Consider the following 24,480-nt stretch of genomic DNA (forward strand, 5'->3'; position numbering starts at 1 on the left):
CATCAGTCGAAGGAAGGAAGGAGGGGTTTGTCAATTCCGTCTTCAGAGTGTTTTAGGTTGGTTCGCTTGCTTCTTCTTGTGGCTCAGTCCAATCGACTTTGTTGTACAGGTCAGATACTACAAATTGAATTGACAGGGGACAGACGAAAGTGAGATTTCGGTATTTTCATCATCGTAATTGACTAAAATCCAGCGTCGATCGTCGCTTTTGACGTAGTGTTCGACATGAATTGTATATTGATCAATTAATAGATATTCCTGAAACTCTGGAATAGTGCGATAAGCAGTAAATTTCTCGTATTTATCATAGCTACGAGTTGATTTAGATGATACTTCTGCAATAAAGCAAGGATTTGTAATCGTATCGCGCCGACCTGGTTGAAGTTGTAGAGGTTGAGCGACGACCATAATGCCTGGATACGTATAAATTCGCTTTTTAGGAATCCACAATCGTTGATCCGTTACAACAATATCGTAAGGTGAACTCTTTGAAGCAACATTTAACTCAGTGTGAAGATTGCCTGTAATTTTGTTGTGATTCGGAAATTCACACGACATCAGAACAATTTCACCGTCAATGTATTCGTGTTTCTCATCAGATTGCGCCTCGGCTTCCAATTATTCTTCTACGGTGTATTTGCGCTTGGTTTGCACCACCGTGCGACTCCTGGATGCTATTGGGATAAGTTTATTCTGGAGTAGAATTTCTGTACTGTTAAATCAGACTCACTTTGGCGCGATATAACAGTCGATCGTGCTGTCGATACCCCGCATACCGAACGCGAACCGGATCGCCAGGTTCAGCCGCACCGCCCATGAGTTGATGTTGCTGCGGATCGTAAGGAACTTCAGAACCAACGATCGCAGTTTGCTCAATGCCCCATTGTTGTAGCAGTTGTTCGATCGGGCGCAACAATGGTAGAAGCTTCACCGCAGGCGCTTGAGGATTTTGTTGGGCTGCATAAGCGGCTGCCGACCATTGGATTAACCACGGTTCTAAAGTTTGCAGGCTAGATTGTTGGAAGTCCTGTAGTAATGTTTCGCGTTGTTCTGTTAGTTGAATTTGGAGTCGATCGTATTCTTTCTGAAGGGTGCTCGTTGGAATCAGATCAAACAATGAAAGCAGATCACTCAAAGAAATCTCTAAGCGTGCGGCAAATTGTGTGAGTGTTTCTAAACGTAATTGTTGCAGTTGACCCTGCCGCAGTTTGGCAAGCTGCTTTTCGGTCAGACCTGTACGATCGCGCAAGGCTCGGAAGGTAGCGAGGTTACGCGATCGCATTAATTCTCGGATTTTTGGCGTGTAGTCGGTCATATGAGGCGCGATCGAACATCTTGCTTTCGCTGTACTTTCACTGTATCAGAGTGGTTTGCTGGTGATGCACTGTGCGAAGCACTAGCCGAAGGCACCAACAATCCAACGGCGATGCTTGATCAAGAAAAAGACGTAAAGACTAATCAAAGCAATCAAGCAAACATTGCCTAAAGTGTTGTAGGTTGTGATGATTGTTTTATCGCTCCAGTTGTACACTTCACTGAGTGTATTCATATCACCTATATCTTCTCCGAGTAGAAGTGACCCCCAAGGGATTGAGCGTGTGCCTTTCTGGATGTCCTGCCACATTGAGAAGGCTCCCCAGAATGTGTTCGAACCGACGATAATTAAGGGATATCTCCAAAAGTCCCATCGCCAATAGTTCGGAAGTTGAAAATAAAAGCCAGCAATCATTAAAGCGCTGAGATAAAACTCACCACCCACGCCACCAAAGGCAAGCCACATCTCAAACTGATCCGCCGTTTGTATCCAGGTCATCACAAACTGTACGATCGCACAAATCACCGCAAACAACATCGTCGATCGCTTTTTCTCTTTCCAACCTGCCCAGAACAGTAAGCCCAACAGCAGCAACATTCCAAAATAAACAAACAGCGATCGCTCTAGCAACACACTTGTCCAACCAAACGGTAGCGGTAAAGCGCGTCGTCCAGAAAACCAAGCGACTGTGGCATGACCGACTTCATGCACCCAAAGCTGTAATGGAAATAACAATATTTTTGTGAAGCCAAGCGATTGAAACAGAATTGCAGAGCAGATCGCCACCGGAAATGCTAAAAGCAACACATAACGATTCTTGAATGAATACGGATCACAATCCTCCGGAGAAACCGCATTGATCGTGAACTGTTTTTTCCAACTTACGAGCTTTGACGATCGCATTCCATAGATGACGATCGTTTTAATTCCAGGTAGCTCTAAGGTGCGGATCTGCTGATAAATTTGGTTGCCATAGTCATGATTTAAATTAGTTTTGAAAAAGATTTGAAGTGCGTCAGCTTGAATCTTGACATGGAACGGCTCCGGGTGGAGGCGCTGTATAAACTCTACAATTTGATTCATTAAAGAGTGTGATTCAGATTGATGAGCCATTTCGTAGAGATGCTCTTTTATTTGCTCATAAGCAACTTTTAGCAAAGCTTTTTCTTGCTTTGCACCCTGCTGTATTTTCTCCAATGCCTTTTTCGAGTAGGCAGCATCAACCTCGACGATCGAAGCTCCCGGACTTAACTCTAATAGCGCATAACATTGCTCAAGCGTTAACTCACTCATATCGGGAAGTTCACTCATTTTCCTGGCTAGAATTCCCGATTTGACGACCAACTTGTCAACCACAAATCTTATTCAAAGATTCCAAAATATCAGCAAATTCGGTGCGACTTCATTGTATGGTAATAGGAATTTGAAACCGATATCTAAAGCTGTGCAGTTTTGCAGACAGACTTGAACTCTGTCCTAAAGTATTGAAAAATCATCAGGTGAGATTGAATCAACTTTAACCGTCAATCATCGAATGGGTGCTGCTCTGAATGTTCAACTCTGGTACATCTATCGGGTTTAATACGAGTTCTAAGTAACCTAGTGCGATCGTAGAAAGAGGAAATTGTCAATGTTTTTTAGGCATAGCCGAAAGTCTTCCTGGTCTAGCCGTTCGCTATATCAGAAGAAAAAGGCGTTTCCAAAACGGTGGATTTTTCTGTCGATTCCACTCGCTTTGGTGGGGCTAGAACTGTTGCTGCGCCTAATTGTGGGCGCTACAGGAAAAACCGCAGAATTAAACGCCTTTGAAGGCGAACCCCTAAATCTCACAGCTTACCGGCTCAAGTTTCTCGATCAGCAGGGAAACCCCTTCGATGGACTTCCAGATCATGGACAACTGACTGTAAAACGCAGCCCTGTTCTGGGCTATCGGCTCGTTGGCAATCAGCAAAATTCAGCCTGGAAAATTAATGAGCAAGGCTTTAGAGCCGATCAGCCAATCAGCCCCGATAAACCCAAAGATGAAGTGCGAATCTTCCTGCTTGGTGGTTCAGCGGCTTTTGGACAACTCAGCTCTAACAATCAAGCGACGATCGCGGCTCAGCTTGAGTCCCGTCTCAACCAACAAGTTGCCGCCCAAAAAGCCAACCCGAATAAGTTTCGCCCCGATACGCTGCCCTATTTTGCCGATGAGCTAGAAAAGGCACTGAAACTGCCGCCCCGAATTCGAGAAACTCGCTATCGCGTGATTAATGCAGCCGTTCCAGGATATGTGTCAGGCAATGAGTTAGCACAATTAGCGTTTGAGGTGTTGCCTTACAAACCTGATGCGATCGTACTGATCAATGGCTACTCTGATTTGCTGCTTCCCAGCGTTCAGGATGGGGTGGATGTTCCACAAGTAGAAGCGCTGTTAGAAAGTGCGCCTCGGCATTTGATGACAAGCTGGGGCAATCAAATTAACGATTTCTTCCAGCAATTCTATTTAGTGAAGGGGATTCAATACTGGATATTTCGTCCTCATACTGCATTCAAGCAGCTAATTCCTCCGGTTGAAGACCCTGTACAAGAGCGATTAACGACGGATACTAAAGAACTAGAACGCCGCGCCGATCGCTATCGCCATAATCTTCAACAGGTTTCACGTCTGGCGACGGCTGCTAAAATTCCGCTCTTTGTTGCGCTTCAGCCTGAAGTGTCTACTCGCGCCGGAAAGCCTGCCGGACGGGAAAAAGAGATTTTGGATCAGTTAGGTTCGCGCTATCCCCAGCAGATTCAAGCGGGTTACGGCAAGCTCCAAGGCGCGATCGAGCAAGTGAAGCGCGATACACCTGGAATTTCAACGCTGAATCTTGTTGAGGGCTTGAATACTGCTCAGGGTGAAGTGTTCCAAGATGCAATTCACTTAACTGATAGTGCGAATGGTGCGATCTCGAATCGATTGTATGATGCGATCGTACCGAAGCTGCACGTCCAGCCCAAGCCTTACGCTGGAGGAAATGTTCCGCCCTCTTGACCGTTCATCTGTATAAGGGCGTTGCAGCCAAGACGGGCTAAGGCTCACCCAAATCGCCCTTCGACATAATCGCGAGTCCGGGAATGGGCTGCGCCGTTAAAAATTTTAGCGGTATTGTCAATTTCAATCAGTTGGCCGATGCGGCTTTCGTCGGTGCTGAAAAAGGCTGTACGATCGCTAATTCGCGCCGCTTGCTGCATATTGTGGGTGACAATGACGATCGTGAATTCTTTCCGCAATGAGCTGATTAATTCCTCGATCTTCATGGTGGCGATCGGATCAAGCGCCGAACAGGGTTCATCCATTAGCAAAACTTTCGGCTTCACTGCCAATGCCCGCGCAATACAGAGCCGTTGTTGCTGTCCACCGGATAAGCTGAGGGCTGATTTTTTCAGGTTATCTTTGACCTCATTCCACAAGGCTGCGTCTGCAAGTGCGGTTTCAACGATTTCATCAAGACGCGATCGCGAAACCCGACTAAACACCCGCACCCCATAAGCAACATTATCGTAAATGCTCATGGGGAATGGGTTTGGCTTTTGAAACACCATGCCAATCTGCCGCCGCAGTCGATTCAGATTGACGCGAGGACTGTAGATATCTTGACCAAAAAATTGCACCTGTCCCTTCACTCGCATCTCGCTTTCGAGTTCGCCAATCCGATTTAGCGCTTTGATAAAGGTTGATTTACCGCAGCCGGACGGACCAATAATCGCAGTGACTTGTCCGGGATAAATCGCCATCGAGACGGACGATAAGGCTTTACGATCGCCATAAAACACATCCATATTTTGGGCTGAAAGCGCAAGTTCGGGCTGAGAAGTAGAAGTCATAGGTTAACGTTTCTGGGTGATCAGACGAGACAAAAGATTGGTGACAGTCACAAGACCGAGCAGCACCAGTGAAGCTGTCCAAGCAAGCTGAGTTTGTTCGGGAAAGGCAGAACTCGAATAGTTGTAGATCATTACCGAGAGCGAAGGTGCAGGATTAAGAAGACCCTCGACCCAACTCTGGCTAAACAATGCCGTGAAAATGAGCGGAGCGGTTTCACCAGAGGCCCTAGCGATCGCTAACAATACTCCGGTTGTGATACTCGGTAATGCTGTTGTCAATACAATCTTAAACACTGTTTGAATTGAATTTGCACCGAGTGCTGCTGAGGCTAATCGTTGATGATTGGGAACAAGCTTCAAAGCTTCTTCGGTCGAGAGAACGACGATCGGTAACATAATTACCGCTAGCGCAAACGCACCCGCTAATGCTGAGAATCCGCGATAGCCAAAGATTGTAGCGAGAACAATCACAGCGTAAGCAAATACGCCAACCACAATCGAAGGAACTGCACTCAGGATTGACAACACAAATCGGACTGTTTGAGCAATCGCACCAGATTTACCAATCTCAGCAAGATAGATAGCGATCGCAATTCCAAACGGAATACTAAAAGCCGTTGCGATACTCACCATTAGCACTGTTCCTTGGATCGCATTCGCAAATCCACTTACAACGCTGGTATCGCCCGCCGGGGCAGGTAGATTTGTAAACACTTCCCACTTCAGATTCGGTAGGCCTTGACGCAGAATTTCCAGTAAAACCGAGAGGAGCGGCAAGAGTGCAAGTGCTGTGAAAAGAACCGCGATCGCGCTCATCGCATGGCTAAAAATCCGGCGATCGAGCGATAGGGGTTTCGTTAACGGTTGCTCTGCATTCATTGTTTTAAAATCTATTGTTTTAAGCCGAATGTTTTGACGATCGAATTTGCAATCATGTTAATTACTAGGGTTAACGCAAACAGCATTAACGCCAAATACATCAACGCTCCAATATGCAGTTCGTCTAATGCTTCGGGAAACTGATTTGCAAGAATTGACGGAATCGTATTTCCTGCATCTAGCAACGATAAGCTGATTTGATCCGAATTACCAATCACCATCGTTACTGCCATTGTTTCACCCAATGCCCGTCCCAACGCCAGCATGATCGCGCCAATGATTCCCGATAGACTTGCTGGAATTAATACAGTTGTGATCATTTCCCAACGAGTTGCCCCTAGTGAAAGAGATGCGGTGCGTAAATCTTGGGGAATCGCTAACATTACATCTCGGCTAATCGCAGCGATCGTAGGTAAAATCATCACCGCAAGAATAGTTCCCGCCACCAGCATACTGGGGCCAAAGGTATCAGTTCCGAATAAGGGAATCCAACTCAATTGCTGATGTAATGCGGATTGAATCGGTTTCATCAATGGAATCAGCACGAAGATGCCCCACAAGCCAATAATCACGCTGGGAATCGAGGCAATCAATTCGATCAAAAATCCTAACGTCGATCGCAACCATCCCGGCAGAAATCTCTCGCTAGTGACAATTGCCACCATGATGCCAATCGGAACTGCGAATAAAAGCGCGATCGCAGAAGTGACGATCGTTCCGTATAAATAAGTTTGCGCCCCAAACTGAAGCTGATTTACATCCCATTCCTGCCGCATCAGAAATTCCCATCCGAATTGTCGAATCGCGGGGAGTGCAGCGTTAAAAATAATCCAGCCCATCCAGAGCAAAAGCGCGATCGCGCTGAGCGATAAAATTCGCAAGCCCCAGGTAAAGCCTAAATCGATCCAAGCAGTGTTACCACCCTCGATCGACTCTGGAATATTTCTCGACTGAGATGGAATCGTTGCCATAATGCTGAAGATTGAGAGGAATAAAGAAAGGGACACCCTAAAGGGAAGTGTCCCCGCAGTGAGGTGTGAAAGCTAAAACGTGAATGTTGTTCGGATCGTACCGACGTAGATCGCATTGTTCGCAGAATTGCCTTCTGGGTTGAAAATCACAAATGCGCCCGGTGTGATCGAAATGTTGTCGTTGAGGCGATAGCGGTAGAAAACTTCCAAATGATAGGAAGAATCTTGATCTTCTCGACGAGCAGAAACGGCAGTGGGTGTCGCCAAGCCAAAGTCACTGCTGGTTACTTTCGGCGGCATACCAAAAATGATTCCACCCAAGCTGCCTTCTTTGAACAGATCAGGAAACGCTAGACCCACCGCCCAATTGAAGATCGTTGCTCGATCGTCTTCTCGAACCGTTGTTCCAGTTCCGATCGTGCGTCTCGCTCTTGCGTCGGTCAACCCTGCCCAACCTGCCAGAGTTAGACCAGGATTAAGCCGAATGTTGGCTTGTAGTCCAAACTGATTCGTACTGGTCGGAACGTTTCCAGCCGAATTAATCGTTTGGTTACTGCCAAAGGGGTTGTTCGCAAAACTACTCCCGGTACTGCCTGTCACTCCAGAACCCGTGTTGTAGTACGCATTCGCATACGTGAAACCAATCCCCAGATTTGGGGTTGGCTGGTACACGAGCTGCGCGATCGCCGCATAACTTCCGGTGAACAGTCCACGATCGAGACCCGGATCTTGAGCATCTCCAGTCGGCACTAAGTAACCGAGCGAAAGGGTGAATTGATTACCCAGCGTAAATTCTCGCCCTAATCGATGGTTCACGATGATCCCGGTTCCAGTGCTGGTGCGGTAGATCGGATTGAACCGACCAAACCGCGAAATTGAACCGCTCCCACTGGATTCAAACGGGCTAAGCGTCGGGATCGAATCGTTAAACTCTAAGCCATCATTCGTTCCCGTTCCGATGAATACAGTGGTTTGATCGCCGAGCGGAAAGCGATATTCCAAGCGTCGAAGCTCGATCGAGTTACTGTTGCTGCCGTCATAGCCCAAACGGGTCATGTTTGTGCCTGTGATTCCGGTCGCCCCGGTGCCACTGAACGCAGCAATGTTTCTGGCTTGCAGTTGGGTTCTCAAGCGATCGCGTCCGGTAAAGCTCGTATCAAACGCAAGCCGTACCCGATCGGCAAAAATTGTATTCTCGCGAACTCCACGATCAGGGTTGGTTGGCGATCCGGTGATTGCATTATTTCGCGCTGCTTCTCGTGCCGCAGGTGTGAGTGCTGCATCAATCACTCGCTGCTGGTCAGAATTGACGGCTCGATCTGCACCAAAGGCTTGGCTGACCGAAAAGATTACTTCTCCGGTCAGTTTCGAGGTCGTCGAGAACTGCTGCCGTTCTAGGGTAGTGGTGCGTGCTTCCAAGCTATCCACCGCTCCGCGCAGTGATGCTAACTCTGCGGCAAACTCTTCTTGTAGTTTTTGCAGGGCTGTCAGGTCTTCTTTCTTCACCAAATCCGAAGTTGATGCGGCGATCAGTTCGTTGACGCGATCGAGACATGCATTCAGTCCTGCTGCAAATTCAAAGCGGGTTAATGCTCGATTGCCACGAAAGGTACGGTCAGGATATCCCGCGATACAGCCATACCGCTCAACTAAAGATTGCAAAGCTTGAAATGCCCAATCTGTAGGTCGAACATCAGACAACTGAGACACCGAAGTCACCTGTCCTTCGAGCGCATTAGGTTGAGCCAAGATTTCATTAACTGAAGTGACGCGCTCTTGACCCAGAGATTGAGCCGTCGCGGAAAGTGCTACCGCGCCTATCAATGTAGGCGACAACACAAGGGAATACCAAAATAGGCGAAACATGGAACTAATCCTCACATCACAAGTAAATCGGGCAAGCCGCTCTAAATCGCTAGAACTCGCATCGATCATAGATCAAAGTTCTAGCGGCTTTACGGCAGTTTCAGAGCCTTTAAGTTCAAACCTTCTAGGGCTTCACTTCGCTTCTCACTTGCTGAAGTGCCCGTTGTGCCACATCAGGCGGAATCCGAGTAAAGTCTAAGCTTGCGTTAAGGTTCTGTCCCTCAGTCAAGACATATTCAACCCATTTCTTCACTGCTTCTGACTTCTGTGGGTCGTTGTACTGTTTGTACACCATCATCCAGGTCAGTCCTGTAATCGGATAGCCATCGGCGGGATTGCCCTCAAACACGCGGAAGTTTGCGGGAAAGGTCACAGTAGACAATGCTTTGTTGGTGTTCTCGATCGAAGGAGTCAAGAAGTCGCCTTTCTGATTCTGCACTGCTGCAACTGCGATGTTGTTCTTCTTCGCATAAGAATATTCGACATAGCCGATCGAACCTGGTGTTCTCTGTACCAACGCTGCAACTCCAGGATTTCCTCGACCTCTGAGCGGATTCGTTGTCCACTTTGGAGCCGTTCCCACACCGACGCGACCCTTAAAGTAAGGACTCACCGCACTAAGATGATTTGTGAAAATAAACGTTGTGCCGCTACTATCGGCTCTCACCACCGTTTTAATGTCTGAATTCGGCAGATTCACTCCAGGATTGTCTTTGGCGATTCTCTGATCGTTCCACTTGGTAATCCGCCCTGCGAAAATTTCGGGTAACACTTCCCGCGAAAGTTTCAGGCTATTGACACCGGGAACATTATAAATTGGTGTGACTGCGCCGCCTGCTGTCGGAACCAAGATGACACCGCGACTAACTTTCGCCATGTCCTCGTCGGTCATTGCGGCATCACTGCCACCGAAGTCAATCACATTTGCCAGCATCTGGCGGATTCCACCGCCGCTTCCGATCGCTTGATAGTTGACCGTAGTGTTCGGCTCTTTTTTCTTAAATTCCGAGATGTAGCGCTCATACAACAGTGCCGGGAACGTTGCGCCTGCACCGTTAATTGTGGCTCTGGACTGAGCGATCGCCGATAGAACCGGGGAAAGCGCGATCGCAGTTGCCACAAACAGCGCGATCGCTCCACAGCGGAGAGCTTTTCTAGAGAGTGTCATGGTGTCCTCGTCCTTGCGCGATCAAGTATCGATTGAAGTAACAAAAACAACCCTACAACTCTGGCAGTTAAATGAAGGCAAACAGAACGATAACAGAAAATTAAATCTAGTTAAAAGTTAGGTTAATGAAAATGCAACGCTATCCACAATAGCGGAATGATACCAGTGATACTACAAAAAGCTCGACTAAAGAATCCGTTTGAGGACAGAGTTTGATATGATGACACTGTTGCTTTTGCATTCTAGTAGAACAAGCAAAAATGGCACTTTAAATATGTAGGCATCTTTTGGATTTAGATCTCACAGCAGAAATGCTTCGGATACAAATTGCGCTCCAAGTTTAGAAAAGCGAGAACATCTCATCCTGCCCTTAGTTCATGCGCCATCCGACCCTATGATAAAGACGCTCTCGATCCCGTCCCTTTCTCAACTTCCGGCAGCCGTTCGCAGCTTTATCCGACCAATGCTGTTTGCAGCATTAGGACTACACGCGATCGTCCTGTTTATGCCGTTTCCCAAAGCCAGCGAAAAGCCACCCGAAGACAAGGAAGCTCCGGTTAAAATTACGCAACTGCCCACGACAAAAGCTAACGCGACAAAAACTCCGAAAATCGCGATCTCAAAACCAAGTAGACCTGCACTTCCGAAAATTAATCGACCCAATACTAATCCAATCATTCAGAAATCAGCCAACGAGTTGCCCCAGCCGCAAGCGACAGCTGAAGCACCCCAAACGGAAACCAGAGCCTCAACCAAAGCAGACACCGCAACGGCTGCCGACTTTCCACACTACAATCCCTCGACTCCGAACTGTTTCGGTCTAGGGCTGGGTGAAAACTGCCGAGTTGCGACGGCGAATTTGTCTACGGTTGCGGCGTTCTATCTTTCTGCACCGAAGGCGAAAGGATTTACCTTAACTCCAGACGAAGAGAGCGCTGACAAAAAGACCTATACCGTCACGACTCCCGACAAGAAAACGCTATTTCTGCATCTATTCAAGGATGAGCCGACTACTGTTGTGCTTTTGAGTGACAGTAAAGTTGCAGATTTGGCCACGCTAAAAGGATCAGTCAATATTCCTGAAGATTATTACAATCTGATTACCGAGCTTGCACCCCAAGTCGATCGCTCTGACAATCCTGAAACGAATGCTAGACCCGAACACTTTGCAAATCCGCAACTGTTCTTCAAAGTGTTGAATGAAGCGGATTTGCAGAGCGGAGCTATTCCAGAAACGCGATCGGGGATTGATGGCAGTCCGACTCTGATTCTGGGTCAGGCACCGGAGGTATTCTATAACACGATTTCAACCGCAGGACTGGCTGGAACATTTCAAGTCACCCCAAAAGGTCAGTACGGCGGCGGCAAGCTTTATGAGCTGCAAAAAGACAACATCACGTTCTATATGAATTTAGTTCCGACTAAAGATCAAAGCGGAACGATCGTTATAACGTGGTTGAAAAATCCGGCCAGTTAATAGAACCAGTTAAGTAGGAGGGGAAATACAAAACGTGTTTCCCCTTTCTCTACGACGATTACTCGATCGCTAACGAAACGCGATCGCCTCCAACATCCCGCAGCACTCCCAACGTTTTCACAACCTGTTCATACGACAAAGATTTATCGGCTTTCAAAACGATCGTTCCTTTCGGATTCTTTTGAAAGTACGAAACGACTTGTTCAGCCATTTGCGTTTCTGTCACTGTACCTTGATTGATTTCGACTTGACCTGTTCTCGTTACTCCAATCACTAACGGATCAGCAGGTGCTTCTTTGTTCGCGCCTTTTTCCGAACTCGGTAGCGTTGCATCTACCGATTGAAAATTCGTCAACGTCATCGACACGATAATAAAAAACGTCAGAATCGTCATAATCACGTCCATCATCGGCACGAGATTGACTTCTGGCATTTGCGATCCTTTGTGCTGATTCTTGAATCTCATAATCTACCTTAAACTGGGAGTCCAGTCGAATCGGTCTGCTGAGAACGCCCCGCCATTTCTACTCGCGCAAGCTCATTCATCGCAGGTTCGTACCAATATTGACGATAAATCAATTCCAACTCGCTGCCAACCTTAGAAAAATAGTCGATTTGTTTGCCTTGCAGCGTCACCGAGACTCGGAAGATACAGAGCGCGATGATTGCCACGACCATACCGCCCGCCGTAGTCGTTAAGGCTTCTCCGATTCCGGCGGCGGCTTTTGTGGTGGATTCGGCAGAAGCAGCCCCACCGCCTACATTTAGGTTGGCAAAGGTAATCATCAGACCTGTCACGGTTCCCAACAGTCCGAGCAGTGGCGCGATCGCGATCGTACTCTCAAGCAATTTATCGCCTTTTCGCATTTTGGCAAACTCTTCATCGCCTGCGGTTTCGAGTGCGAGGCGAAAAGTTTCGGGAGTTGGTTGATTCAGCTTGAGCGGAGCCAGCAAAAAGCGTCCGATCGGCGACTCAGACCGCTCTGCGATCGTTCGTGCATCAACTAAGCTATATTTCGCGACTTCTAGAACATCGTGGGCAAGCTTCGCCTCAGTCCGCAGTAAAGGAATCCAAAACGTCGATCGTTCAAACGCACAAGCAAACGTTGCAACAGACAAGCCGACGAGCGGGATCATGATCGGCCCGCCTTTTGCAAGAACTTCGTAGAGATTAGACATAACGTACTGAACTGGCGTACTGAACTGATCCGGGAAAGTTGTCAAAGAAATGCAGATTGTCGAACAAAGTGAACTTCTCGCGTGAAGGCTCGATCGAATTTGATGAATGCTTGAGATTCACGTAAGAGATCTAATCAACACAAAGCAAACTCCTGTTTAGCTTATCGGAAACATCCGTTCAACCAGGTTAAGGCAGCGTAATGAACAATCGAAATTCTAGTTAAGAACAATAAAAAATAACGTTACGTGAATACAACGGCGTTAAATCGAAGAATGACAAGGTTAGCGATCGCGTATCTCCTGCTGAAGTAACACTGCTTCACTCGCATCCGTTTCCGCAAGTCAATATCAAGACTGTCTAACAGATCAATCATAACGGCGTGGAGTATAGACCCAAACTCCGCCGTCTGCACGATCGATCACTCGCGTCTTGCTTGAGCCAATCAAAATCACGGTTCTCATGTCGGCATCGTCGATCGCTAAATCCCCTAAAATTTTCACCTGAATCTGTTGTCCGGGTCTGCCTAAGTTACGAGCAAGAACAATTGGAGTGTCAGGCGATCGAGAGTTCAACAATAAGGCTTTCGCTTTTTCGAGTTGCCAAGTGCGCGTTTTAGAAACGGGATTGTAAAAGGCGATCGCAAAGTCTGCTTGAGCGGCGGCAGCGATGCGATCGGCGATCGTTGCCCAAGGTTTGAGAATGTCTGAGAGCGAAATCGCACAGAAATCATGTCCCAACGGTGCGCCCACTTGAGCCGCCGCCGCTTGCATCGCCGAAATTCCGGGGCAAACTTGAAGGTCGATCTTGCTCCAGTCCGGTTTATGGTCGCGCTCTAGAACCTCAAACACTGCTGCCGCCATTGCATAAATGCCCGGATCGCCGGATGACACCATCACAACCGATCGCCCCGCTGCTGCCAAATCTAGCGCCAGTGCTGCCCGCTCTAGCTCTTCACGATTATCAAAGACATGAAGGCGCTGTGTTGTGCGGAGCGGTTCGACTAAGTTCAAATAGGTTTGATAACCGATCCAATCAGTCGCCGATCGCAGCACTTCTTTAACTTGAGGAGACATCCACTCGGCTGAGCCGGGACCTGTGCCAACAATGGCAAGCCGTTTGATTGCAGTTCGCTGATAAACCAAACAATCTGCACGACCTGCGCTGCCCTTCAGCTCAGCGGAGCTGTCCCCTTGCTCTGTAATTTTGATGGTTAATTGGGCATCAGGCGTGATCGGTAGCTGACTCTCCACCAGCCAAGGCGCATCGCCCTCAATCTTAACGGTCGCTCCTGCGAGTAAATCTGCTAGAAAAGTTTTTGCATCATCAGGATTGAGCAAGCGATATTCCTTGGGTGGAGCGAGCAATGCCGTGCGAAATCGAATGTCTCCGCTCGTAGTGATTGCGGGCACAACTTCAAAAATTGCAGCAATTTGACGCGCTAGATCATTTACGCCCTGCAAGCCACCCAGTAAGGGAACCACTGCGCTACCATCTTCTGCGATCGCAAGCACAGGTGGTTCTTGCCATTTATTGTTTAACAGAGGTGCAACGGTGCGAATCAAGATTCCCGCAGCACAAATTCCCACGATCGCAGTCCCTTGACTGAACAATTCGCGCACGGTTTCCCCGAACTGAGTAAAGGCGCGATCGGCTCCATGAGTCCGATGTTCTAAGCCGTACAAAGTTGCATTCGGGAAAGTATTCACAATCTGACGAGCGATCGGAATACTGGCTTGACTCAAGACAATTACTGCGATCGTAGAAGAAGTTAAGGCTGCCATTGACTCGGAATTACAATCATTGAGAAATAAGGAACTTCAGCTGGATTCATTTGATCAATCGGCACAACGCGCTGATCGGGCATGGTTGCACGTTCAATGTATTTGGCACGATCGTACAGTCCCAACTGTTTCAGCACACTGACAACTTTATTGAAGTGCTTACCCAGTTTGATGATTGCAGCAGCATCAGCGACTGATAACCGCGATGCTAACTCTTCTTCAGGAAGAATGGCCGAGACCACCATAAACACATCATTGCGGTAAGTTAAAGGCGTTCCTAAAATCGCTGGGCTTGCCATCACACAAGACACACCCGGAATCACCTCAGTTTGAAATCGATCGGACAAGCGATTGTACAGATACATAAACGATCCAAAAAAGAATGGATCACCTTCACACAGCACCGCCACATCACGCCCTGCTTCTAGATGTTCTGCCAGCGTTTCTGCGGCTTTATCGTAGTAAGGCTGTGCTGATTCTTCGAGCTTAAACGGAAAATACATCGGCACTTCGATTTGTTCGGGTCGGAGATATTCCGCCACGATCGATCGTGCCAATTTGCGCCCACTATCCGACATCGGATAAGCCACGACTGAGGACGATCGCAGCACCCGAAACGCTTTCATTGTCAGTAGTTCTGGATCTCCAGGGCCAATGCCAATGCCATAAAGCCGACCTGTCATATTTATATCTCCTCTTGTTTTGCTAAAGCATTTACCGCTGCCGCTGCGATCGCGCTTCCACCCCGCCGCCCGTGCAGCGTGATAAACGGGACACCCCGACTATTTGCCGCAAGTTCCGCCTTTGACTCTGCGGCCCCGACAAATCCCACCGGAAACCCTAAAATCAGCGCGGGCTTTGGCGCACCTTCGTCTAATAACTCCAGCAACCGAAACAACGCTGTCGGAGCATTGCCGATCGCTATGACTGATCCACCCAATATGGGTTTCCAAAGTTCCAAAGCGGCAGCTGATCGCGTGTTGTTGATCGATCGTGCAAGTTCTGGAACCATCGAATCATTGAGCGTACAGACTACCTGATTATCTACAGGTAAGCGTTTGCGGGTCACGCCATTTGCCACCATCTGAGCATCACACAGAATCGGAGCACCGATCGCAAGCGCCGATCGCCCCACTTCCACTGCATCCGGAGAAGCCTCGATATCTTCAGCCAAATCAGTCATTCCGCAAGCATGAATTAACCGGACTGCGACATGAGCCAGATCAGCAGGTAAGCGATCGAGTCGAGCTTCTGCGCGAATAATGGCAAAGGATTTGCGGTAGATATCGTCACCGTTACGAATGTAATCAATCATGTAGCGTGTTAATTAACTCTACGATCGTCGAAAGTTCACTTGCGAGAATCGGACGATCGCTGAGGGGTCGATCGCCTGCAAACAAAGCATAAGCTTCAGAGCCTTGCACAGTTGTTCCCAGCAGAGTAAATTCTGCGGGGCTGGGTTGAGCGCATCGTTTTGGGCAACCAGTAACATGAATGTTAACAGGATGTTTTAATTGGTCGATCAAGGTTAATGCGTGGGCTTGAGTGTGAGTTTCTGAGGCTGCACAGCCTGGTTTTCCAGCACAGGCAACCACTGTAGAATCGATCAAATCGGTGGAAAGCTCAAGCGCTGCGATCGCGTCGAGCACCGTTGCTGTCTGGTCGATCGCCACGTCGGGAAGCAAAATAGACTGCCAGGGGGTGAGCCGCAATTCTCCAGAACCGTAAGTTTCCGCCAGTTGAATCAGGCCTCGAAGCTGAGCGATCGTCATCCACCCCAGTCTGAGCGCAATTCCAATATAAGCCCGTCCGGGTTGGCGCTGCGGTTGAATGCCTAAATACTGCGTTAGCTCTGTTCGTGTTCGAGCAGGGGAAATCGAAGCATCTGAATCACGCTCAAACTGAAACGGAACGCGCTCAAGATACGATTCAATCCCCCAATCTTTTAATAAATCTCGCAGACGTGGCTTTTTCTGACTTTGGGACTGCTGCACATAAGCGAGATACGTTTGCGTCAGCGCTGCGATCGCTGCCACACAATCTGACTTTTTGATTAGCACACCTGTCTCATAGAATCGCCGATTGCTCCCCAGCGTCAACTTAAACCGATCGCACGTCACCGCAGAAAGCTGAATCTCATTGTACCGATGCTGCCAAACTGATTCGGATCTCGCCCCAATCCCGATCGCTCCACCGCCATCAATTCCAATACTAAATTTAGGCGGCAGTCCGATCAATTCAGGCGTGTTCTGAAGATCAGTATCAATTGCCTGAACTAGCGATCGCACATCGATTAACTCTGCTGGATCAATTCCTGCCGTTGGGCTTGCCATGATATTTCTGAGGTGATCCAGGTGTGGATTCTGAGATGCAAGTCCGACCGATTGCAGCGTGCTAAACACTTTGGGACTCGGAATCGATCGCAGCGCGCGAAACTGAAGATTCGCGCGGTTCGTCACTTGAACCCTGGAAGTCTGCCAGCGATCGGCAATTTCGACGATCGCAACCGCTTGATCACGACTTATACAACCGCCCGGAACGCGAATCCGAATCAACGTTCCGTCTTGAGCAGCGGTGCCATAAAACAAGCCTGGACAGGGATTTGATGCAGCCAACCAACTCATGAATACGCCCCTTCTCCGTGAGTCGCAGAGAATTAAACAGACTGCTCAAGATTGGCATTCTGACTCGAACCCTTGTTCATTACAGGGTTCATCACAGTTGCGCCACAGTGCCGGAATCTGACCGGACTTTCCCAATCCTAAGCCAATGCAGCATATCACACTCAATTCACTCGCATTCCGATAGTTACCTCTTTCTTAAGAAAACTGAAAATTGACAAATTTAGAAGTTTTTACGGATTGTAATAATTGCGATCGTTGCTTTTCAATTCATAGTTGCGTTCATTTGTAAACTCTCTACTCAGCGATCCCGATTTCTAACTCTTGCTAGAGGAGTACCGCGATTCTGCTGGGGATACTTATTGCAGGGCGCGATCAAAAAGTGACGCTAAAAACAGGTTTCTTGTTTCGTCACTTCAAAAAGTCTGATTTGTAATAAGTGAGTTTGCTATGTGTTTCTCTCTGATCCCTATCCTGTTTTTGCACTTCTAGTTCGCCTTTGTACAGCTCTAAACAATTATTTCTCACGATTTAGAGCGATCCCCGAAATCTAAAATCAATATGAAACTCCATTTTCGCAATTGATTGCTAAAAGCGAGATATAGCAACGATTTTCAAGGTTTTTATAAACACACATTCCTGCGAACCTGCTTAACAATAAGAATCAGAAACACAGTAATTGTGAACCCCGGTTAATCGTTCTAATCGGTATTGAGTATAGGCAACTTACTCAATATTTCTTAATTGACTTCACTCAACAACAAACCAAAATACTTCATAAGAAGTAGTCCTGCTGTTTCACATTCGCACTCTAACCTGTCCGAGAACATGAACAATAACGATGCCTTGACCTCAATCTGTCGCCACTGTCGATTCTATTCTCCTGAAGGACGGCGCGGTGGACACTGTAATCAACTCAATGTCGCCGTTCAAAGTACCTGGAAATCTTGTTCTCTGGCAACTCCAATTTTTGAACCAGAATGGGAAGTCGCCCCCTGGCATCCTGAAGTAGCATTTGCCCGATCGCGCAGTACGACCGGCGCTGGAGGAAACTCATTTACCAGCGCCTTTCCTTGTGTCATTGAGTCTGGGGCAATGCTTTCAGAGTCGGAAGTTACGGCTTCTTCGCTCTAGGCGTTAAGCAAAGCGTTAGGCAAAATTGGGCATCGCATCCTCATATCAAGGGTGCGATTTTTTCATGCAAAAGCGTCGAAATCAAGCTGACCTCGACATTCAATCGAATTCTGTTGGGGCTTCAGAGTTGCGAATCGCTAAGGATTTTGAGCGGGAGCCGCTTGTCTGGGGGACTCTGCACCATCTAAAACAATCAAGCGCTGATTCGGGTCTGCACGATTCGTTTGCTCCTGAACGATCGCGGTTGCCTGCTGCGGATCGAAATAGCGGTTAAAGTCTGCTTTCAAGCGAGTCACTCGCGTCTCAGCGATCTGGACTTCCGCTTGAATTTCTTTGAGTTTTGTCTGCTGGCTGATGCTCTGAGGAATAAGCTGCACCAATGCCGCGATCGCGGCGCTAGAAATGACAGCATTTACACCCAGTTTCGCGATCGCTTCAGCCGCTAAAATACGATGTCTGCTGGCTGACTGCACAGGCTGCGGACGGGCACGACGTGCAGACTGTCGAGAGCGGCGAGGCTTGGGAGATTCAGGCGGCTGTGGAAGAGGAAGTGCATTCATGGGTTCGTTAGCGTGTGATAGCAGATAGCAAAAGAAAGTCACTCAGGCACAAAAAACTTTCATCCAGAAGTATTCACGCTTAGGTTTCACTTTTAACGTGAATAACGTGAATTCCTGTAACTTAACTGAGTTCGATGTTCTTGTATAAGAGACTGACCAAAATTTCTCACCGATTCAACGGGAAGAATATCAAACTTTAATTCATCAAAGGATTGACTTTCAAAATTTGATTATCAGTAGAGCTTATTCAAGATTACAAATCTGGCACCCAAAATCAAGAAGTACGAGTGAACTAAGCACAGTTACAACAAAAAAGAACTGAAAACTGAGAGAAAAGCTTTGAATTTTTTCGCAGTCTTGAATGGCGCTTTTTTGTGCTTTTCGATCGCGATATGTTCGCCTACCTGCTTGGAAAGAACCCATTTAGGCAGGAAACTCGCCTAGATAGTTTACTAGCTGAATCGAAAAATGAGCACTGAATTGACAGTTTTCTTTTAACGATTTGCCTGTTCACCATCAAGGCGAGTTTCTTGCTTTGGTCGGAACCTACTGATTCGGAACCTACTTATACAGTTCAGTGGCTAACCGAAACGCGAGGACTCCCGGAATGAGAGCCACGACCAGTGCAACCAGAACTTGAGTATCGGATAAAGACATTGTGTGAAAACTCCTTATCTCAGGGTATCGTTCCTCAATGTGAACGAAAATGCACATTTCGGGAAGTAGTTCGTAACAAGATGCAACAGAGCGTGTCCCGATTAAGCTTCGTGCTGGGCGGGATGTTGCTCTAAAGTTGGGTTGTGTTCGACGTGACGCTCGTACCAGCGCATTAGGGGGGTTGAAGTTACGCCATGCAGCAGGACGGAAATGACGATCGTCCAAAAGGTAATCCAGGCGATTTGTTCACCCGTCTCACCCATCAGCCCATGACCGAACGTGTAAGCGAGATAGTAAATCGAACCGACTCCGCGAATTCCGAACCAGCCATAAAGCCAGCGCGTTGCGGGATGAACCTTTAAACCGATCGTGCTAATCCAAGTTCCCAATGGGCGAATCACAAAGATTAAGCTAAAGGCAATTAGAAACGCATCGCCCGCATATTTCAGCATCGGTTGAAATCGCAGCATCGAGCCGAGTAGGAGAATGGTTCCGATTTCTGATAGTTTTTCTAACCGTTCGATGAAGTGGAGTTGATTTTTTGTGTACTCGGTATTTCGCCGTCTTCGCATGGCGATTCCTGCAATAAAGACAGCTAAAAACCCATATCCGTTGATTAACTCAGTCACGGCATAGGTAATGAGAATGGCGCTGAGGGCGACGAAATCTTCCATCAAGTCATCGGGAGTCCGAAAGCGTTCGAGTTTTTTATCAATCCATTTGATCGCTTTCGCGACCACAAATCCAGCGACTAATCCGGCAAGAATTGCCCATACCACATCAATTATGAGCCATTCGCGAAACCAACTGCGCCAATCGCCTTTTTCGATCGAGTGAATGCCAAAGTAGACAAACGGAAACGCCAACGCATCATTCAGTCCGCCTTCGGAAGTGATGCCAAATCTCAATTCATCGCGATCGTGCGGGTCTTCGAGCTGTACTTCTGCGGCGAGAACCGGGTCAGTCGGGGCAAGAATTGCACCTAAAAGAATGGCTAATCCCCAGTCTAATTTGAGAATAAAATGCGAGATCGCAGCAATTGAAAAAATCGTGATCGGCATTAATAAACCGATTAATCGCGTGGTCGATCGCCAAGCCCAAAATTGCATTGGACGATTCATTTTGAGTCCGCAGCTAAAGAGCGAAATCAAGACGACTATTTCCGTCACTCGCTCTAAAAAATTTGCGTCTGGGCGAGCCTGAATCAGATTAAAACCATACGGACTTAAAATGATACCAACAAGTAGATAAATCAGTGCATAAGAGAGCGGTAAGCGGGCGATCCATCCTGCTCCCAGCGTTACCATTAGTAGCAGTAAGCCGATGACTAATAAACCAAGAATATAAACATCCACAGGTGCTTTCCCACATTGCATTCGTCTTTACTCTAATGGGGCATCTGGTTATGTCCTATTCGTCTGCTGATAGATTCGCCGTCTTTCTCAGGGCTTAGGAATATAGCCCCATTTATCGTTAAGTTTGACTCGCGCTAATCCTTCGTGAAATGCGCCTGCCTCTTCAAACTGAGGCGCGATCGCAATCTTTCCGGTTGGGTCGATGTAGCCCCACTTGTCCCCAATTTTGACGGGAGCAAATCCTTCTTGAAAGCTTGCAGCAAATTCGTATTTTGGCTCGATTACAAATTTGCCGAATTTATCAATGTAGCCCCATTTTTGATTGCTTTGAGCTAAGGCTAAACCGTTAGAGAAATCAGAGGCGAATGAATACTGAGGTGCGATCGCAACTTTTCCCCTGGAATCGACATATCCCCAACGCTCACCAACTCGGACGCGCCCCATTGCATCGGAAAGATTAAACGCGCCATCAAATTGAGGTTGGGCGACAAATTGACCGTTTTGGTTGATGTAGCCCCATTTTTGACCGATTCGAGCCGCCGCTAATCCCCCAGAAAATCGCCAAGCATCATCGAATTTTGGCTCAATTTTGATCTGTCCAGTTGGGTCAATGTAGCCATATTTTGCGCCCAATTTTACGGCTGCGAGTCCTTGAGAGAATCCGGAGGTCAGTTCAAATTTCGGCGGGATCACTACCTCACCTGTAGGTTTAATAAATCCGTAGCGTCGATCGACGCGGATGGCAGCCAGTCCTTCTTGAAATTTTGACACTTGCTCAAATTTTGGCTCGATCGCGAACTCACCCTGCCGATTCAAATAACCAAATAAACCGCCGAGTTTGACGATCGCTAATCCTTCAGAAAACGGTGCGTAGGCTTCAAGCTCGATTTTTGGCGTAACGGTTAATCTCCCAGCGCGATCGATGTAGCGAAATTCTCGTCCGAACTGCACTAACGCTGCACCTTCAGCGAAGTCACTTGCGCTATCAAACTGATTTTCGATTGCAAGTGGAGTGGGTGTGACAGCGATAGCGCGTTGTGCGATTGCAATTCTCGGAGGAGCCGTGCAAGCTTCGATCGTTACCAAGCTGAGAGCCGCAAGCAAAAAGAGGCGAAACATCATCGAAATATCAGTAACACATACGCTTAAGTGTAACGAGGAACAACAGTTTGAACATTAAAACTAGGTGAAAGTCGATCATCGCCTAAAACTATTGCTGCAAATTACTGACTATGCCGTAGAGTAGTTGCGCTTTATCTGAGGTAGCAAATTTAATATCGCTAACTAGGATGTTCGTGATGTTGGAAATGCCTAAAGTTGCTTTGATTGCCGGAACTTATTTACCCGATCGCTGTGGGGTGGCTCACTATACGGCACGACTGCGATCGGAACTGTCGATCGATACTATTGTTTTAACGACAACTGAAGCCGCCAAACTTGCCAACGATCCAAGCGTCTTAGGCGTTGTAGAGGACTGGAATTTACAGAATCTACCTGCACTGGTGCAAGCAATTCATCAAACGCAGGCGGATCTCTTGCACATTCAACATGCAGCAGGGACTTATGGATTCGATCGAGCCATCTTTCTGTTACCGATCGTACTTCGGGCTACAGGATGGCATAAACCGATCATCACCACTGCCCACGAATATGGCTGGTGGGAATGGCAGCCGAAATGGATTCCAGCTGCATTGTTAGAGAGCTTGAAACAGTGGGGTCAACAGCAGCAATGGTGGGATCGTGAAGATGGTTTTTTGCTAACTCAAAGTGCTGCAATTATCACAACGAATGATGAGGCTGAAAAAGTAATTGTCGATCGTCTCCCCGATGCAAAAGTACATCGAATTCCAATCGGTGCAAATATTGATGTGACTGCGTGTAAGACTGCAAGACAAAAGCTATTAGAGAACTGTGGTTGGTCTGAGGATGTGACTGCGATCGCGTTCTTCGGATTTTTGCATCCGGTGAAAGGTTTGGAAACATTGCTCAAGGCTTTTCAGATCGTAGTGCAGCAGCAACCTCAAGCACGATTGATTTTAATAGGTGGGGTTGAAAGCCTAGCGTTGCGTGGAGCAGAGGCTAAACAGTATTGGAACAAGCTAGAAAGCACGCTTTCTGAGCTGCAACTCAATGGTAGAGTTCACATGACAGGCTATGTTCCAGGGGAGGTTGCTTCTGTTTATCTATCGGGTGCTGATATCGGAGTGCTACCGTTTAATCATGGTGTGACCCTGAAAAGCGGCTCATTACTAGCATTAATGGCACATCAATTACCTGTGATTGCAACTCGATCGACGGATTCAACCTTAACTAGCCTAGTTAAACAGATTCCGTCGCGTAATTCTGATGCACTAATTCATGCACTGTTAGAGCTAATTGAAGATCCATCAGAGCGATTTCGCTTAGCTCAACAAGGGTATCAATTCGTGCAACAGCTCAACTGGAAAACGATCGCCGAAGCTCATCTTGCAATCTATCGATCGGTGTTGTCTCATGCTTAAAGTTGTGGTCTACACTGATTCGGAAGGAATTGGTGGTGCAGAAATTAGCTTAGGTCATTTAGTTGCAACTACCTCGGCAGACGTAACTGTAGTCGGTGTTTCTGAGACTGTGGTGAATGCAATTGCCCACGATCGTCCTAAATTTATTCTGCCTAAAACACTTTTCTCGCATTGGTTAACCTTCGCTCGATTGCAGCCCGATATCATTCACATCAATTGCTGTACACCCTGGGCTTGTGCGATCGGTCTAACAGCCGCATTGATGATTCCAAACGCCAGAGCGGTTCGAGTGGATCAATTACCGCTCAGAACGACTGATGCGATCGAGCTTTGGCGCACTCGATTTCTATCCTTGCGGCTTGATGCTCATGTTGCCGTAGGAAAGAAGAGCACTCAACGCATGGAGGACTTTTACGCGCTCGGTCGCAATTCAGTAATCTCGATTCCGAATGGTGTACCGGATTTAGGAGAAGCTCAATTAGTCACGGCAGACACCATGACCGTCGGAAGCATCGGGCGATTAGATGCAATGAAAGCGCATGAAATTTTATTGAAAGCGATCGCTCAAACTGAGAACATCAATGCGGTAATTTTAGGTGAAGGGTCAGAGCGATCGAACTTAGAACAACTGGCAATTGATCTAGGTATTCAAGCGCGAGTTCAGCTTTTAGGTTGGGTGGACAGTCCGCGATCGTATCTATCAAAATTCGATGTGGTGGCAATGCCCTCTCGCTCAGAAGGCTTTCCTTTAGCAATGGTCGAAGCCATGTTAGCGGCTCGTCCGGTGATTGCTACACGAGTTGGAAGTATGCCCGAAGCGGTGATTGATGGTGTAACGGGATGGTTGATCGAAAAGAACGATGTGGATGGATTGGTAAAAGCTTTAATGCGATCGCGAGATGATGTCCCTCTACGTCTGCAAATGGGGCAACAAGCCAGACAAATGGCACTATCGAATTACACGGTTGAAGCAATGACCAAACAATATGAGCAACTTTGGCAGGAATTGAGAGGGAAGGCACGATCGCCTAGATTTCGGGTTTCTCGCCCGAAGGATTAACGTCAGTTCGATGAGTTTTTTCGCTTCGATTTGAGCCGATCTGCCCCCTAAATCCCCCATTTTGGGGGACTTAGAGAATCGCGATTCCCCAAATTTAAGCGCCTTC

Annotated in this window: 23 protein-coding genes and 1 riboswitch; of the genes, 5 read left to right on the top strand and 18 right to left on the bottom strand. The window is 47.6% G+C overall.

The genetic code is table 11. From position 1 onward, the window contains the following. Positions 1–117: 117 nt before the first annotated feature. From NC980_RS13640 to NC980_RS13650, 3 genes are all read right to left on the bottom strand, one after another. Positions 118–618: a Uma2 family endonuclease gene (locus tag NC980_RS13640; RefSeq protein WP_199298494.1), complete on the bottom strand. Its 501-nt coding sequence runs from the start codon at positions 616–618 to the stop codon at positions 118–120. A 97-nt stretch (positions 619–715) separates the two neighbouring features. After that, positions 716–1,315: a helix-turn-helix domain-containing protein gene (locus tag NC980_RS13645; protein WP_190376614.1), complete on the bottom strand. Its 600-nt coding sequence runs from the start codon at positions 1,313–1,315 to the stop codon at positions 716–718. An 81-nt stretch (positions 1,316–1,396) separates the two neighbouring features. After that, positions 1,397–2,626 carry a hypothetical protein gene (locus NC980_RS13650; protein ID WP_206753819.1) on the bottom strand — a complete coding sequence of 410 codons (1,230 nt, stop codon included), beginning with the start codon at positions 2,624–2,626 and terminating at the stop codon, positions 1,397–1,399. A gap of 319 nt (positions 2,627–2,945) precedes the next feature. Here NC980_RS13650 and NC980_RS13655 point away from each other — a divergent pair, with 319 nt between their 5' ends. Then, positions 2,946–4,331, top strand: coding sequence for an SGNH/GDSL hydrolase family protein (locus NC980_RS13655; protein WP_242026804.1), 1,386 nt, complete (start codon positions 2,946–2,948; stop codon positions 4,329–4,331). Between the two features lie 44 nt (positions 4,332–4,375). Here the strand turns inward: NC980_RS13655 and pstB are convergent, their stop codons facing one another. From pstB to pstS, 5 genes are all read right to left on the bottom strand, one after another. Continuing rightward, positions 4,376–5,164: a phosphate ABC transporter ATP-binding protein PstB gene (pstB, locus tag NC980_RS13660; RefSeq protein ID WP_190376616.1), complete on the bottom strand. Its 789-nt coding sequence runs from the start codon at positions 5,162–5,164 to the stop codon at positions 4,376–4,378. Between the two features lie 3 nt (positions 5,165–5,167). Beyond that, a complete protein-coding gene (gene pstA / locus NC980_RS13665; protein WP_190376617.1) occupies positions 5,168–6,043 on the bottom strand; it encodes a phosphate ABC transporter permease PstA in 876 nt (291 codons plus the stop codon). 11 nt (positions 6,044–6,054) lie between these two features. Further along, positions 6,055–7,014 carry a phosphate ABC transporter permease subunit PstC gene (gene pstC / locus NC980_RS13670; RefSeq protein ID WP_190376618.1) on the bottom strand — a complete coding sequence of 320 codons (960 nt, stop codon included), beginning with the start codon at positions 7,012–7,014 and terminating at the stop codon, positions 6,055–6,057. 72 nt (positions 7,015–7,086) lie between these two features. Beyond that, positions 7,087–8,880, bottom strand: coding sequence for an iron uptake porin (locus tag NC980_RS13675; RefSeq protein WP_190376619.1), 1,794 nt, complete (start codon positions 8,878–8,880; stop codon positions 7,087–7,089). Positions 8,881–9,004: 124 nt separating this feature from the next. Beyond that, positions 9,005–10,048, bottom strand: coding sequence for a phosphate ABC transporter substrate-binding protein PstS (gene pstS / locus NC980_RS13680; RefSeq protein WP_190376620.1), 1,044 nt, complete (start codon positions 10,046–10,048; stop codon positions 9,005–9,007). A 394-nt stretch (positions 10,049–10,442) separates the two neighbouring features. On the opposite strand from pstS, the gene NC980_RS13685 reads away from it, so the two are divergent. Beyond that, positions 10,443–11,525, top strand: coding sequence for a hypothetical protein (locus tag NC980_RS13685; protein ID WP_190376621.1), 1,083 nt, complete (start codon positions 10,443–10,445; stop codon positions 11,523–11,525). Between the two features lie 58 nt (positions 11,526–11,583). On the opposite strand, the gene NC980_RS13690 is transcribed toward NC980_RS13685, so the two are convergent. The 6 genes from NC980_RS13690 to cobG all read right to left on the bottom strand — a co-directional run bounded on the left by NC980_RS13690 (position 11,584) and on the right by cobG (position 17,110). Continuing rightward, complete coding sequence (locus tag NC980_RS13690; RefSeq protein WP_190376622.1) at positions 11,584–11,991, bottom strand: biopolymer transporter ExbD; 408 nt, start codon at positions 11,989–11,991, stop codon at positions 11,584–11,586. An 8-nt stretch (positions 11,992–11,999) separates the two neighbouring features. Continuing rightward, positions 12,000–12,704, bottom strand: coding sequence for a MotA/TolQ/ExbB proton channel family protein (locus NC980_RS13695; RefSeq protein ID WP_190376623.1), 705 nt, complete (start codon positions 12,702–12,704; stop codon positions 12,000–12,002). A gap of 366 nt (positions 12,705–13,070) precedes the next feature. After that, a complete protein-coding gene (cobJ, locus tag NC980_RS13700) occupies positions 13,071–14,486 on the bottom strand; it encodes a precorrin-3B C(17)-methyltransferase (protein WP_190376624.1) in 1,416 nt (471 codons plus the stop codon). Beyond that, positions 14,474–15,169 carry a precorrin-2 C(20)-methyltransferase gene (locus NC980_RS13705; protein ID WP_190376625.1) on the bottom strand — a complete coding sequence of 232 codons (696 nt, stop codon included), beginning with the start codon at positions 15,167–15,169 and terminating at the stop codon, positions 14,474–14,476. The genes cobJ and NC980_RS13705 overlap by 13 nt, the downstream gene beginning before the upstream one ends. A gap of 2 nt (positions 15,170–15,171) precedes the next feature. Continuing rightward, a complete protein-coding gene (locus NC980_RS13710; protein WP_190376626.1) occupies positions 15,172–15,801 on the bottom strand; it encodes a precorrin-8X methylmutase in 630 nt (209 codons plus the stop codon). Continuing rightward, a complete protein-coding gene (gene cobG, locus NC980_RS13715) occupies positions 15,794–17,110 on the bottom strand; it encodes a precorrin-3B synthase (protein ID WP_190376627.1) in 1,317 nt (438 codons plus the stop codon). Before cobG ends, NC980_RS13710 begins: the two co-directional genes overlap by 8 nt. A 31-nt stretch (positions 17,111–17,141) precedes the next feature. Continuing rightward, positions 17,142–17,285, bottom strand: a riboswitch (cobalamin riboswitch). A gap of 650 nt (positions 17,286–17,935) precedes the next feature. On the opposite strand from cobG, the gene NC980_RS13720 reads away from it, so the two are divergent. Then, complete coding sequence (locus tag NC980_RS13720) at positions 17,936–18,241, top strand: hypothetical protein (RefSeq protein WP_190376723.1); 306 nt, start codon at positions 17,936–17,938, stop codon at positions 18,239–18,241. Between the two features lie 137 nt (positions 18,242–18,378). On the opposite strand, the gene NC980_RS13725 is transcribed toward NC980_RS13720, so the two are convergent. The 4 genes from NC980_RS13725 to NC980_RS13740 form a co-directional block, all read right to left on the bottom strand. After that, complete coding sequence (locus tag NC980_RS13725) at positions 18,379–18,801, bottom strand: hypothetical protein (RefSeq protein ID WP_190376628.1); 423 nt, start codon at positions 18,799–18,801, stop codon at positions 18,379–18,381. Positions 18,802–19,362: 561 nt separating this feature from the next. Further along, on the bottom strand, positions 19,363–19,458 hold the full coding sequence (psaM, locus tag NC980_RS13730) for a photosystem I reaction center subunit XII (protein WP_058996364.1): 96 nt from the start codon (positions 19,456–19,458) through the stop codon (positions 19,363–19,365). 101 nt (positions 19,459–19,559) lie between these two features. Next, on the bottom strand, positions 19,560–20,834 hold the full coding sequence (locus tag NC980_RS13735; RefSeq protein WP_190376629.1) for a sodium:proton antiporter: 1,275 nt from the start codon (positions 20,832–20,834) through the stop codon (positions 19,560–19,562). A gap of 66 nt (positions 20,835–20,900) precedes the next feature. Beyond that, a complete protein-coding gene (locus tag NC980_RS13740) occupies positions 20,901–21,935 on the bottom strand; it encodes a WG repeat-containing protein (RefSeq protein ID WP_190376630.1) in 1,035 nt (344 codons plus the stop codon). A gap of 185 nt (positions 21,936–22,120) precedes the next feature. Here NC980_RS13740 and NC980_RS13745 point away from each other — a divergent pair, with 185 nt between their 5' ends. Together NC980_RS13745 and NC980_RS13750 are read left to right on the top strand one after the other, a co-directional pair. Continuing rightward, positions 22,121–23,314, top strand: coding sequence for a glycosyltransferase (locus NC980_RS13745; RefSeq protein ID WP_190376631.1), 1,194 nt, complete (start codon positions 22,121–22,123; stop codon positions 23,312–23,314). Continuing rightward, positions 23,307–24,374, top strand: a complete 1,068-nt coding sequence (locus NC980_RS13750; protein WP_190376632.1) for a glycosyltransferase — start codon at positions 23,307–23,309, stop codon at positions 24,372–24,374. Before NC980_RS13745 ends, NC980_RS13750 begins: the two co-directional genes overlap by 8 nt. Positions 24,375–24,480: the final 106 nt, after the last annotated feature.

Source organism: Leptolyngbya sp. AS-A5, assembly GCF_039962495.1.
In the GTDB taxonomy this organism is placed as follows: domain Bacteria; phylum Cyanobacteriota; class Cyanobacteriia; order Leptolyngbyales; family Leptolyngbyaceae; genus Leptolyngbya.

What these genes read in the sequence shown, in the direction of transcription:
- NC980_RS13745 (WP_190376631.1), top strand. Translation starts at nt 22,121, where the DNA reads ATGCCTAAAGTTGCTTTGATTGCCGGAACTTATTTACCCGATCGCTGT.
- cobG (WP_190376627.1), bottom strand. Translation starts at nt 17,110, where the DNA reads ATGAGTTGGTTGGCTGCATCAAATCCCTGTCCAGGCTTGTTTTATGGC.
- psaM (WP_058996364.1), bottom strand. Translation starts at nt 19,458, where the DNA reads ATGTCTTTATCCGATACTCAAGTTCTGGTTGCACTGGTCGTGGCTCTC.
- NC980_RS13720 (WP_190376723.1), top strand. Translation starts at nt 17,936, where the DNA reads ATGAACAATAACGATGCCTTGACCTCAATCTGTCGCCACTGTCGATTC.
- NC980_RS13695 (WP_190376623.1), bottom strand. Translation starts at nt 12,704, where the DNA reads ATGTCTAATCTCTACGAAGTTCTTGCAAAAGGCGGGCCGATCATGATC.
- NC980_RS13705 (WP_190376625.1), bottom strand. Translation starts at nt 15,169, where the DNA reads ATGACAGGTCGGCTTTATGGCATTGGCATTGGCCCTGGAGATCCAGAA.
- NC980_RS13690 (WP_190376622.1), bottom strand. Translation starts at nt 11,991, where the DNA reads ATGAGATTCAAGAATCAGCACAAAGGATCGCAAATGCCAGAAGTCAAT.
- pstC (WP_190376618.1), bottom strand. Translation starts at nt 7,014, where the DNA reads ATGGCAACGATTCCATCTCAGTCGAGAAATATTCCAGAGTCGATCGAG.
- NC980_RS13655 (WP_242026804.1), top strand. Translation starts at nt 2,946, where the DNA reads ATGTTTTTTAGGCATAGCCGAAAGTCTTCCTGGTCTAGCCGTTCGCTA.
- pstS (WP_190376620.1), bottom strand. Translation starts at nt 10,048, where the DNA reads ATGACACTCTCTAGAAAAGCTCTCCGCTGTGGAGCGATCGCGCTGTTT.
- NC980_RS13645 (WP_190376614.1), bottom strand. Translation starts at nt 1,315, where the DNA reads ATGACCGACTACACGCCAAAAATCCGAGAATTAATGCGATCGCGTAAC.
- NC980_RS13710 (WP_190376626.1), bottom strand. Translation starts at nt 15,801, where the DNA reads ATGATTGATTACATTCGTAACGGTGACGATATCTACCGCAAATCCTTT.
- NC980_RS13740 (WP_190376630.1), bottom strand. Translation starts at nt 21,935, where the DNA reads ATGATGTTTCGCCTCTTTTTGCTTGCGGCTCTCAGCTTGGTAACGATC.
- NC980_RS13650 (WP_206753819.1), bottom strand. Translation starts at nt 2,626, where the DNA reads ATGAGTGAACTTCCCGATATGAGTGAGTTAACGCTTGAGCAATGTTAT.
- pstB (WP_190376616.1), bottom strand. Translation starts at nt 5,164, where the DNA reads ATGACTTCTACTTCTCAGCCCGAACTTGCGCTTTCAGCCCAAAATATG.
- NC980_RS13685 (WP_190376621.1), top strand. Translation starts at nt 10,443, where the DNA reads ATGATAAAGACGCTCTCGATCCCGTCCCTTTCTCAACTTCCGGCAGCC.
- NC980_RS13735 (WP_190376629.1), bottom strand. Translation starts at nt 20,834, where the DNA reads ATGCAATGTGGGAAAGCACCTGTGGATGTTTATATTCTTGGTTTATTA.
- pstA (WP_190376617.1), bottom strand. Translation starts at nt 6,043, where the DNA reads ATGAATGCAGAGCAACCGTTAACGAAACCCCTATCGCTCGATCGCCGG.
- NC980_RS13675 (WP_190376619.1), bottom strand. Translation starts at nt 8,880, where the DNA reads ATGTTTCGCCTATTTTGGTATTCCCTTGTGTTGTCGCCTACATTGATA.
- NC980_RS13725 (WP_190376628.1), bottom strand. Translation starts at nt 18,801, where the DNA reads ATGAATGCACTTCCTCTTCCACAGCCGCCTGAATCTCCCAAGCCTCGC.
- NC980_RS13750 (WP_190376632.1), top strand. Translation starts at nt 23,307, where the DNA reads ATGCTTAAAGTTGTGGTCTACACTGATTCGGAAGGAATTGGTGGTGCA.
- cobJ (WP_190376624.1), bottom strand. Translation starts at nt 14,486, where the DNA reads ATGGCAGCCTTAACTTCTTCTACGATCGCAGTAATTGTCTTGAGTCAA.